This window comes from Steroidobacter sp. (assembly GCF_016790065.1).
Taxonomy (GTDB): domain Bacteria; phylum Pseudomonadota; class Gammaproteobacteria; order Steroidobacterales; family Steroidobacteraceae; genus Steroidobacter.
Map to the genome: position 1 here is coordinate 1 of NZ_JAEUPY010000430.1, position 11,177 is coordinate 11,177.

11 protein-coding genes and 1 riboswitch are annotated in these 11,177 nt (G+C 61.1%); of the genes, 6 read left to right on the forward strand and 5 right to left on the reverse strand.

Annotation, left to right across the window (positions count from 1 at the left end; genetic code table 11):
* The 5 genes from JNL55_RS17940 to JNL55_RS17960 form a co-directional block, all read right to left on the reverse strand.
* Positions 1-1,625 (reverse strand): cobaltochelatase subunit CobN (locus JNL55_RS17940; RefSeq protein ID WP_293856589.1); only part of this gene is annotated, 1,625 nt, incomplete at its 3' end.
* Positions 1,625-2,704, reverse strand: a complete 1,080-nt coding sequence (cobW, locus tag JNL55_RS17945) for a cobalamin biosynthesis protein CobW (protein ID WP_293856592.1) — start codon at positions 2,702-2,704, stop codon at positions 1,625-1,627. The genes cobW and JNL55_RS17940, both read right to left, overlap by 1 nt.
* Positions 2,705-2,722: 18 nt before the next feature.
* Positions 2,723-3,145, reverse strand: coding sequence for a DUF1636 domain-containing protein (locus JNL55_RS17950; protein WP_293856595.1), 423 nt, complete (start codon positions 3,143-3,145; stop codon positions 2,723-2,725).
* Positions 3,123-3,818, reverse strand: coding sequence for a CbtA family protein (locus tag JNL55_RS17955; RefSeq protein ID WP_293856598.1), 696 nt, complete (start codon positions 3,816-3,818; stop codon positions 3,123-3,125). Before JNL55_RS17955 ends, JNL55_RS17950 begins: the two co-directional genes overlap by 23 nt.
* Before the next feature lie 7 nt (positions 3,819-3,825).
* Positions 3,826-4,023: a CbtB domain-containing protein gene (locus JNL55_RS17960; protein WP_293856602.1), complete on the reverse strand. Its 198-nt coding sequence runs from the start codon at positions 4,021-4,023 to the stop codon at positions 3,826-3,828.
* A 111-nt stretch (positions 4,024-4,134) separates the two neighbouring features.
* A riboswitch (cobalamin riboswitch) is annotated at positions 4,135-4,352 on the reverse strand.
* A 184-nt stretch (positions 4,353-4,536) separates the two neighbouring features.
* Here JNL55_RS17960 and JNL55_RS17965 point away from each other — a divergent pair.
* The 6 genes from JNL55_RS17965 to JNL55_RS17990 all read left to right on the forward strand — a co-directional run.
* A complete protein-coding gene (locus tag JNL55_RS17965; protein ID WP_293856605.1) occupies positions 4,537-5,025 on the forward strand; it encodes an RNA polymerase sigma factor in 489 nt (162 codons plus the stop codon).
* A complete protein-coding gene (locus tag JNL55_RS17970) occupies positions 5,022-6,023 on the forward strand; it encodes a FecR family protein (protein ID WP_293856608.1) in 1,002 nt (333 codons plus the stop codon). The genes JNL55_RS17965 and JNL55_RS17970 overlap by 4 nt, the downstream gene beginning before the upstream one ends.
* Before the next feature lie 104 nt (positions 6,024-6,127).
* Positions 6,128-8,713: a TonB-dependent receptor domain-containing protein gene (locus tag JNL55_RS17975; RefSeq protein ID WP_293856611.1), complete on the forward strand. Its 2,586-nt coding sequence runs from the start codon at positions 6,128-6,130 to the stop codon at positions 8,711-8,713.
* A 14-nt stretch (positions 8,714-8,727) separates the two neighbouring features.
* Entirely contained in the window at positions 8,728-9,954 is a 1,227-nt protein-coding gene (locus JNL55_RS17980; protein ID WP_293856614.1) for a serine hydrolase domain-containing protein, read from the forward strand.
* Between the two features lie 88 nt (positions 9,955-10,042).
* Positions 10,043-10,627: an RNA polymerase sigma factor gene (locus JNL55_RS17985; RefSeq protein WP_293856617.1), complete on the forward strand. Its 585-nt coding sequence runs from the start codon at positions 10,043-10,045 to the stop codon at positions 10,625-10,627.
* Positions 10,624-11,177 (forward strand): FecR family protein (locus tag JNL55_RS17990; RefSeq protein WP_293856620.1); only part of this gene is annotated, 554 nt, incomplete at its 3' end. The genes JNL55_RS17985 and JNL55_RS17990, both read left to right, overlap by 4 nt.

Here is an 11,177-nt window from a genome sequence, read left to right on the forward strand (position 1 = left end):
AAGCACTCACGCAGCCAGAAATAAAAGGCGAGGTAGTGGTGCGGCGGCACCAGGTCCGGGCTGTGATAGGTCGAGTAAGGATCGATTTCATAGCCGCGAGCCGGCTGCAGTCCGACGAAGACCTTGCCAAGCCGTAGCCCGGAAATCATGAAACGTTGTTCGCGGAGCATGGGATCGCTGGACGCATCGCCCCATCGCTCGATGACAGCGCGCCGATTGTCGGCGGGCAATTGCGCGAACCAACTCGAATAGTCGTCGACCGAAACGCTTTGAAATGCCCAGCGCGCCGCCCAGCTTGCTGGATCGTTGGTAACGCCTTCGCGGAGCTGCGCCAGCAATTGGTCGCCATTCTCCGGAATGTCCGTCAGGTCATAACCCTGCGAGCGCAGGTCGTCCAGAATGGTGATAACCGACGCCGGAGTATCCAACCCCACGCCGTTGCCGATGCGTCCTTCCCGCGACGGATAGTTCGCCATGATCAACGCCACGCGTTTGTCTGCGTGCGCGAGCTGTCGCAGGCGACACCAGCGTCGGCTCAGTTCGACCACAAACTCGATCCGCTCCGCATCGGGCTGATACTTGGACAACTCGTACTGAGTGCGCTCGCATCGATAGGCTGCACCTTTGAAGCTGATGGCGCGCGTGACGATGCGGCCGTCGACCTCGGGCAGGGCCACTTGCATCGCGATGTCGCGTGGGCTCAAGCCATGATCGTTCGCTTGCCAATCGTCGCGATTGCCGCCGCTCAGCATGATCTGTAGCACTGGAATGTCGCCCGCTAACGGCGCGGGTTCCGGATCGTCCAGCGCGGCGGTGGCGAACGCCGTGGTGTTTAGAATCAGCGCCACGTCATGCTCCGAGCACAACGTTCGAAGCACCTGCAGGCACAGCGGATCTTTGAGTGAGTTCAGCGCCAGCGGCAGGGGATTCATGCCAGCGCGCTGTAAGCCTTCGAGCAGCGCGTCGAATGCGTCCGTGTTGCCGGCGGAAAGATGAGAACGATAGAAGACGACTGCAACCACCGGCGCGTTCGCGACCCATTGAGCACGCCAGGCATCGATGCCCGTGGCCGTGCGGCCGGGGTAGTAAACCAACGCTTCGGGAAACGGCCGAGGCGGGCGCGGTTCTTGGGGCCACTGCAAAAAGTCATGACCCAGGCTGATCAGGAATTCGACCGCGTTGTCCGGACCATTTTCTCGTAGATATCTGAGCAGTTGCTCGCAGCGCTGCCAGGGAACCGTGCTCTTGCTGGTCAGGTTTGGATCTTCGGTGCGGTCGCCGGAGAACAGCAGCAGTGTTTGTTGGTGCTGCTTGGACAAAGTCACCAAACGCTCGAGGCCGTACGACCAATACGATTCGCCACCGACATGATCGACCACGATCACTTTCGCGTGTTGTAGGACCTCATCGACATAGAGATCGATGGACGCCGGATTGCGCAAATGCATCAGGCTGCAGATGCGAATGGACGGAAAATTCGACGGCAGCCGGCGTGCAGCCGCGGCGAGCAGCGACAGAGTCGTGTCTGCCGCGCTCAAGATCACAATGTCAGCAGGGGCCTGCTCGATGCGTACGGTCACCGTCGCATCGGTATATCCACCAGCCTTGGCGGATAGCAGGTGCATCAGCTGGCGAGCGCGACGTCGGCCAAGGCGGTGTTGAGCGCCGTGGCATCGAGGTCCTCGCCGATGAACACGAGCGTGGTGCGAATGGTTTCATCGGCACGCCAACGACGATCGAAATAAGTGTCGAAGCGCCGGCCAACGCCCTGGACTACCAGACGCATCGGCTTGTCAGGCACTGCGGCGAAGCCCTTGATGCGATAGATCTGGTGATGCTCGGCCAGGCGTTTCAGTCGGGCGAGCAACTGCTCGGGCTCGACGCTGCCCAATTGCACTACGACCGAATCGAAGGCTTCGTGATTGTGGTCGTGTTCGCCATTCTCGTCGGTGTGGCCGCTGTGATGATCGGGGCGCAGATGAATCGTCTCTTCGGCGGCGGCACCGATGCCGAGCAACACGTTGAGGTCGACCTGACCCATCTTCGAACGCACGATCTTGACGGTCGGCGGCAGCTCTTCGCGAATCACCGCGTCGACGGCGCTGTCCTGAGCTTCCGTCATCAAATCCGATTTGGACACCACCACCAGATCCGCGGCCAACAGCTGATCTTCGAACAGCTCATGCAACGGCGATTCATGATCCAGATTCGGGTCGGCGCGGCGCTGCTCGTCGACGGCCGTTGGATTCTGGGCAAATTGACCGGCCGCAGTCGCCGGCCCGTCGACCACGGTCACGACCGCATCCACAGTGAACACATTCTTGATGGTGGGCCAATTGAACGCCTGCACCAGTGGCTTGGGGAGTGCCAGACCCGACGTCTCGATCAGCAGGTGATCGATGTCGGCGCGGCGCTCGGCCAGCTGTTGCATGACTGGCAAGAACTCTTCTTGAACCGTACAACACAGGCAGCCGTTCGAAAGTTCGTACAGCGTGCCGGCCTGCTCGCGTTCGTCGCAGCCGATATCGCAGCCTTTGAGAATTTCGCGATCGATGCCGAGTTCGCCAAACTCATTGATGATGACGGCAAGGCGCTTGCCGTGCTCCATCTGCAGGACATTACGCAGCAGAGTGGTTTTACCGCTGCCTAGAAAGCCCGTGACGATGGTGACGGGAATACGAGCGGCGCTGGAAGGTTGTGACATGGCAGTAGGAGAGTCGAGTCAAGGTGGCGTTCGGGCAATGAAGTGGCCTTTGATCGCGGTGGGCCAGCTTCGGTAGGCAACTACGCCGGTGTCTGACCGGCGATAAAGGTCGACGTAGTCGAGCAGTGTCGTGGCGCTGGCTTCATCCGGTGTGAAATCACCGATGACGTAGCCAAGCTTGCCGGCGGAGCGCACGTGCACCGTGCAATGACGTGAGCACGCCATCAAGCACGAAACACGATGCAGCTGTACTCCCTCGATTGGCGCTTCATGCAAGCGACGTTCGATGTGCTCGGCGAAGTGAACGCCGCCGCTGCGTCCCTCATGTTCGCGAAGATCCGGTCGATAGCGGCACGTATCGCAGACGAACAGCTCGACGGCAGGCGCGACGATGCTGGGATCGTCGCCCGTAGGCACTTCAAGCTGCGTCGAGTCGTCCATGCCACGACATCAGTTTGCGGAATGCGTGGCTCGATGCCGCTCCAAGCAGGATCCAGAAGATTGCATTGGCGAACGAGGTCGCAATCTGGAAGCGGTGTTGGAGTGTTTCCGGGGCCAAAGCGGCATGCACTTCGGGTTCCGGTGCGGCGACGAAATGCGGTGCTATGACCAATGCCACGCCAGCCACGGCTTTGAGCCAAGAGAATGGTTTGGCAAACAGCAACAGCAGTCCGCCGCCTGTCAGCACTGCCGTCATCGCCCACCACAGTTGTCGCTCCGACACGGGAGCGGCGACGGTGCCGGGAAGTTCCGGCGGCAAGCCCAGAGAAGGCGCGGCGAAGAACACGACAAAGCCGGCCACACCGAAGGCGGCGCCGCTCAACAAGCCACTCGGTTGCCGCCACAACAAGTACACACCGAGCAGCAACAGGCTGTAGCCCAGGCCCATCACCAGATTGGCGGCCAGGGTGAAGGAAGTGCGTTGCCAGCCGTCGGCCGGCGACCATTCTTCGTCGACGCCGTGCTCGTGTTCATGCGCAACTGCCTGGCTGACCGTTTCATAGGTCTCGGCTTCCATGATCAGCGGCGTCACCCAAACCGACTGCACGAAAGTCAGCAACAAGGCTGCGAACAGCCCCGACAGCGCCGCGGCTAATAAGGTGTCACGTAACATGACTTGATCAGTGGCAGGGGAATGCAGCGCCGTGACGCGTGTCATGAGCGGCGTTGTGGACGGCGGGCATCGGGGCGAATCCCACGAAATACAGGCACGCAACGCCGACCAGCATCGCGACGGCACCCAGCACTTTGCGTTGAGCCAGCGGCAGAACCTGCGATGCACTGGCGGCGGGGGAGGCGGAAAGCCCTTTGGAAGTCATGAAGCTCTCCGAGCTACTTGAGCGACGATGTCGACTGCAGCTGAGGCGGGAGAGCGATCGGATGGGCGAAATGCTGGAGCACACACGCCGGCCGACGTCTGCCCACCGCAGATCAGTGCCAATGCGTGAGGCCGGTCTCCGGACTCGCGAGTATTGATTCGGATCGCCTTCCCAAGCCGCGAACGGCACAGTGGCATCGTGATCCGGATCGACTCGCTTACCGTTGCGGGGGCAGTGCCAGGCTGATCCTTACAAAGGATGTCACTGGCTTCCCGTTTCACCGTCAGGGTCGGCTCGACCCCTCGGGCACCTCAGCAACCAAAATCATACCGACCGAGCACCGGCACGGTCAAAAGAATTCACCGCGCCGCTGAGGTTTTTGCTCGCCGCCGTGTCCAGCTTGGGTCGGCGTGGATTCCGCCATTGCAGCCTGCTCGGGGCTGGCGCAGCGTGCGAGACTGCCGACACCGGCCAAACGGGCCAGTGGGTTGGAGGAACGAGGTCGTTCGCGGCGTGGACAGGCTATTCGACTATGTCTACCGGTTGCAGCACCGGCTACGGCGCAGAGGCCGGACCCGCGAGGAAGCGGAAGACCTGGCGCAGGCGGCCATCCTTCGCGTGCTCGAATATTGTCGGCGCGGCGGGGAGGTGCAGGAGCCCGAGGCCGTCGTGGCCAGAACGGCCATGAATCTATCCATCAACGAGCATCGCCGCTCACGGCGACACCTGTTCGTCGCCGAAGCCGTCGAAGACCTGCCGCTGGTCGGCCAACAGCCTCTGCCCGAAGACATCATCGCTGCCGATGAGTGCTTGGCGCGCATGCAAGCGGCGCTGGCGTCCGTCAGCGACCGGACCCGCGAGGTCTTTTTGCTACATCGAGTGGCGGGCCGCAGTTACAGCGAAATCGCACGACAGTTTGGAATCTCCGAGAGCGCGGTCGAAAAGCAGATCGCCAAAGCCTCGTTGATTCTGCTGGAAGCGGCCAAGGGGAAGCCGGAATGACCATGGACCTGGGCAACGAATCACCTTCGCGGGAAGTGTTGGCCGAGGCGGCGGCTTGGCTGGCGCGCTTGCAACGGCCCCGGCGCACTTCACAGGATGACGCCGGTTTTCGGCAGTGGTTGGCGGAAGATCCGTCGCATGCGCGTGCTTGGTCGATGGCATCGGACATGTGGGAGAACGCGCAACGACTGTCGTTGAATATGAATCCCACGAAACCCCAGCCAACACGTTGGCAGCCGCGAGTGTGGTCGGCGATAGCGGCGCTGATCGTCATTGCCGTGTGTATGGTCTATCTGCGCGATCCCGTCATCAATACTGCGATTGGTGAACAGCGCATCGTCATGCTGGAAGACGGTACGCGGCTGTCCTTGAATACCGATACGCGCGTGCAAGTGAAAATGACTTCGGAAGTTCGTCGTATTCGCTTGTTGTCCGGTGAAGCGCTGTTCGAAGTGGCCAAGCGTCCGTCGTGGCCGTTCGTGGTGGAGGCTGGCGATCGGACCATCACAGCGCTTGGCACAGCATTCACGGTTCGCAAAGACGAGCAGCGTGTCGCGGTGACGTTGGTGGAAGGAAAGATCGCCATCGACGAAGCGGGGCAACGGCAGCATGCCGATTCGCCTCTAATGTCTTCGCTGCAACCTGGCGAGCGCATGACCTTCGCCGCCGACCGCGAACCGCAGCGGGACAAGCCGCCGTTGGACAGCATCGTGGCCTGGCAGCGGGGGCAAGCCATCTTCGACAACACGCGTCTCGCTGACGCAGTGGCCGAGATGAATCGTTACAACGGCGTGTTGCCGCTCTCGGTGGCAGATGCGGCGGCTTCAGAGTTGCCCGTCAGCGGCATTTTCCGTCTAGGCGATTCGGTCAGTTTCGCGCGTGCGGTCGCGTTCAACTATGGATTGCGGATCACTGAAGACGGCACTCACATGGTGTTGTCCAGTGTTGCTGCCACGGATGGCGATAGAAAAGTCGAGACTCTGTCGCAGCCACAATGATTCCGGCGGCGGAAAATTTCTTTGCGCGCCTGCTGAGGTTTGTCAGCGCGTTCGTGTCTAGGGCTCCAGCGAAGCAAATAACTACATTCGCCGGGAGACTGACCATGATCGTGCGACTCGCCTCCAGATCCGCTGCTACCGCTGTGAGTATTGCTCTGTTGACTGCGACGCCGTGCGTGGCGCAGGCAGACGCTGTTTGGAATTTCAAGTTACCGGCGCAAGCCTTGGCCGATTCGCTGCGTGCCGTGGGTGGGCAGGCATCGACCAATGTTTTCTTCGAGCCGAAGCTGGTCGCCGACTATCAGGCGCCGGCGCTCGATGCTGATCTCACTGTCGGTGAAGCACTCGGCCAGCTGTTGAACGGCACGGGCCTGACCTTCCGATATCTCGACGAGAACACCATCGCCATCGTCCGGCCGCTGCCGGTGGCCGATGCCAAGACGACCGCGCCGAGCACGACCAAGATCAAGAACCGATCGGTGCTGGCATCGCTGTCGGCATTCGCGCTGAGCGTGTTGAGCGCACCCACGCACGCTCAACAGTCCACAACCACAGACGTTGCGCCGCTGGATGAGGTCATCGTCACCGCCCAAAAGCGCTCTGAGTCGGTGATGGATGTGCCGCTGAGTATCACCACGCTCGGCGCGGTGGAACTGGAAGCACTGCGAGCACAGAACATCGAGGACTTCGCGTTCGAGATTCCCAATGCGACTTTCACGTCCACCGGAACGGCGTCGCCTCGCGTCGTTCTGCGCGGTACCAACAATGACGGCGGCAGATTCTCGCCCATTGCGGTGACCATCGACGATTCGAGCTTCGGCACCGTGGATATGCGCCCGATCCTGCAGTCGCAAGTGTTCGACGTCGAACGCATCGAAGTGCTCCGCGGTCCGCAAGGCACACTTACCGGCAGCAGCTCGTTGGGTGGCACGCTCAATATCATTACGGCTCGGCCGAACACCGAAGAGTTCTCGTTCAAGGGCACGCTCGACTACGGACGTTTCAGCACCGTGTTGCAGAAGGCGGTGGTGAATGTGCCAGTGAGTGACACGTTTGCATTCCGCACGGTCGCGTACACGGAGTCCAGCGACGGCGCAGTCAGGAACGTCGGCCCAGGCGGCGGCACGTCGAGCAAGAACAACTTCGGCGCGCGCGTGTCGTCGGTGTGGCAGGCGACGGAAGATTTGGAAGTGACGGCGGCCCTCTCGTACGAAGATCTGCGCTACGGGATGGACACGGCGTTGTATCTGGATCGCTTCCCGGGCGGCAATGCCGCTGCGACTCAGACGCGCGCGACGCTCGCCGGGCTCGGTGGCAACTACTATGACGACCAGGTGTCGTTCATCGAGCGGGCCGGCACCAACGGTGGCAACGTCAAGGTCGACGATCCCACCACACATCGCATCGATACTTTGCTGGGCTCGCTACGCCTGAAGTACCAATTCGATGCGGCCAATGTGGAGCTGATCTACGGCCACTTGGAGAATTCTTTGAAGGGCTCCCAGGACGTGGACTATTCCGAGTTCGCCGGCATTCGTTCCCATTACTTCTGGGACAACCGTTCCGATTCAGTGGAGTTGCGGTTGTCCTCGAACTCGAACGGCGCGTTCAGTTGGGTGACGGGCGTGACTTACGGCGATGATCGCATGCCTCAAGGCGGACGAGTGGGGCGAGGTGCGCGTGACTACGCAGGCACCTACGCACTGCTGCAGGCGTTCCGGACTTATCGCTCGGTCGAAACCAAAGCGGTGTTCGGCAATATCTTCTGGGACATCGCGCCACGCCTGCACTTGTCGGCAGGCGCACGTTTCACCGAACTCACCAGTGTGTTCGGCAACGCGGCCGTGTTCGTGGAAGGCGCTCCTGTACCGGCCATCAACAAGATCTCCGGAACGCTCGAGCAGTTCGATCCGCGAGTCGCGCTGAGTTTCGATCTCAATGACGACATGATGCTGTATGCGCAGTACGCCACGGGTTTCCGTCCGGGCTACGGCAACAATCCGATCGTGGTTGGGCCACGGCAGACGTTGGCAGGTCCGGCGGTCGTTCCTGGCACGGTAGATAGCGAGTACGCGACCAACTACGAGGTTGGCTTCAAGGGCATGTTGTTCGATGGACGGCTCGCGTTGACTGCGGCGCTGTTCTATATGGACTACGACGATCTGCAGGTCACGGGCAGCCAGATCGTCGATCCGGTGCTGTCCTTCTTCAGCTATGACGTGAATGCGGGCTCCGGCCGTTCGCAGGGCTTCGAACTCGAAGCTACCGCGAGAGTCAGCGATGGTTGGCGGCTGCACAGCGCGGTCGGCTATGTCGATGCGGAACTCGAAGGCGTGCAAGGCAATGCTGGACGCTTCGATTCGCCGGGCATCCGTCCCTGGACGGCCAATGTTTCTACTTCGTATGAGCGTGCCATCAACGACGAGTACACCGGCAATTTCCGGCTCGGCTACAACTGGCAGCATCGTGCCTACGCACGCATCGGCACCAACCGTGCCTATGAACTGCCAGAGTTCGGGGTACTCAATCTTTCTGCGGGCGTGTCTAACGGCCGTTGGGGATTGACGGCGTACATGGACAACGTGACCGACGAGGTTTATTGGATCGGCTATGCCGGAACGGATCTGCGCGGTACGAAGGCAGTGTTCGTGCCACGGACCTTCGGCTTGCGTCTCAACGTGACGCTCTGATCGTGGGTGAGAAGATGTTGGACCGCCGACGCTTTCTATGGGGCTCGGCGGGTGTACTGAGCATCGCCAGCAGCTTTGCATCGTCGACAACGGTGCGATCGGGCAGCTCGCTGGCGAACTGGTTACGTAGTGCTGAATTCACGGAAGGAGTGCGCGCCGAAATGCTCGGCGCGCACATTCCGGGCGTGAGTTTGGTTGTGATCGACGGCGCGCGGCAGATTCATACGGCAGGATTCGGCTGGGCCGATATCTCCACGCGTCGAGCGATGACGCCGGACACAGTGATGAACATCGGCTCCATCACCAAGACCATCACTTGTACAGCCGTCATGCAGCTGTGGGAGCAGAGCCGCTTCACGCTGGATGAACCCATCGACAAGTATCTGTCGTTCAAGGTGCGTAACCCTGCGTGGCCCGATCGTGCAATCAGCATTCGTGAGCTGTTGGTACATACCTCTTCGATCGCCGATGGCCCTGCCTATCGGGGTAGTTACGCCTGTGGCGATTCGAAATCGAACATGGGTGAGTGGCTGCAGGAGTATTTCCGTAGCGACGGCCGGAACTACGATGCGCAGGCCAATTTTCATTCCTGGGAACCGGGCAGCCAGTTTCGATACAGCAATGTGGCGTATGGCTTGCTCGGCTTGCTGGTAGAGCGTCTCTCCGGGATGAGCTACAGCGAGTACTGCGCCAAGCACATCTTCGAGCCGCTACGCATGACGAACTCCGGTTTCCTGCTTTCGCAGATAGATGCCGCCGCTCATGCGCGAACCTATAGTTATGTGACTCGGGACAAGCTTCGCGATGTTCGCGTGCCCGATCCGACCTGGCCGGTGCCGGAGCAGGGCGAGGCGGTCACGATTCGACACTGTCTCTACAGCTTCGCCACGATGCCGGATGGATTGGCGCGAACCTCGGCCAATGCACTCTCGCGACTCGTGCTTGCCTATTTGCGTGGCGGCGAGCTGGACGGCACGCGCATCCTTCGAGCAAGCACGGTTGCTGAGATATTCAACGAACGACGGTTGCAGGCTACGCGACAGGCGGGCAGCAAACTCGGCATCACGTGGTGGCGAACCGAAGACGGCACGTGGGGACATGGCGGTGGCGACCCGGGCATCACCACCAGCATGAAGCTGCGTCAGCGCGACAGCCGTGGCGTCGTGTTGTTCGCCAACGGCTACGGCGCCATGCCGATGTTCGATCGGCTCATGCAGCGGATTTTCACTCATCCGGCCTGAATCTGGCTTTTTTCACCCCGCCAGTACCTCCCCCGCCGTCTCGACCGTCTTAGCTGCGTACCGGTGTGCCGAGGCGTAGAGTCGAGTCGTGAAACCCAACGAGCCGAGCGAGCGGGCTGAGCATCCCGAGGCAGCAGGCCTCGAGGATCGAGGCGCGGCCGTGGCCCGCATCTTTCGGGAGCACAATCGCAAGCTGGTCGGCCTGCTGGTCACGCGGCTGAAGAACGAGCAGGAGGCCAAAGAGGTGGCGCAGGAGGCCTATGTAAAGGTCCTGCAGCTCGAGCCGGATCGCGGTGCTGTCAGCTATTTGCGCTCTTACCTGTTCAAAGTCGCCGAAAACCTGGCGATTGATCGGCTGCGCCAGCGGCACACACGGGCGCAACTGGATAGGCTGGATTCAATCGACGATTTCTTCGAGGAGCCGCGCGCCGAGCGGGCTGCGATAGCGGAGCAGCAGCTGCAGCTGTTGAGACGTTTTGTAGCCGAGCTGCCGGAGACCTGTGCGGAGGTATTTCGGTTGCACAAGCTGGCGGATCGGCCCATCGCTGAGGTGGCCGCCACCTTGGGATTACAGGAACGGATGGTGCGGCGGCATTTGCGACGCGCCTTGGTTTACATCTGTCTGCGTTGCGAGGGGCATTCCGTCGCGGACTCCTGGAAGGGGTTGTCATGACAACCGACGCTCACGCCATCGAAGCTGACAGACTGGAGCGGCTGGAACAGGCCACGGACTGGCTGCTACGTCTGCAGGAGTCGACGCGCACCGAGGACGACCTCAACCTTTGGCTGCGGTGGTGCGACGCTGATCCCAAGAATTTCGCTGCCTTCGAGACGGTACAGCGTCGCTGGCAAGAGCTCGACGCACTGAAGTTCGATCCAGCGATGGCTACGGCTGGTGTACTCGTCGAGCCAGCGAGGCATGCTCGTCGATGGAAGTTGCCACTGGCCATTGCCGCTGCCGCTGGTGTGGCCGCAGTTGCTGTCGGGCTTTTGGTTCAGCGCCAGCAAGTGACGCCTGATCCCGCGCCTGAAACAGTGGCGGCTGCTCACAGCAGTCGGGCTGCCACGTTGCCGGACGGGTCCAGGATCATTCTGGGGGCGCAAAGCCGCGTGAACATGGACTTCAACGGGCCCAAGCGCCAGCTGGATTTATCCTCGGGCGAGGCCTATTTCAAAGTGAAGCACGACAGCGCACGGCCCTTCGTGGTGCACGCTGGAGAAGT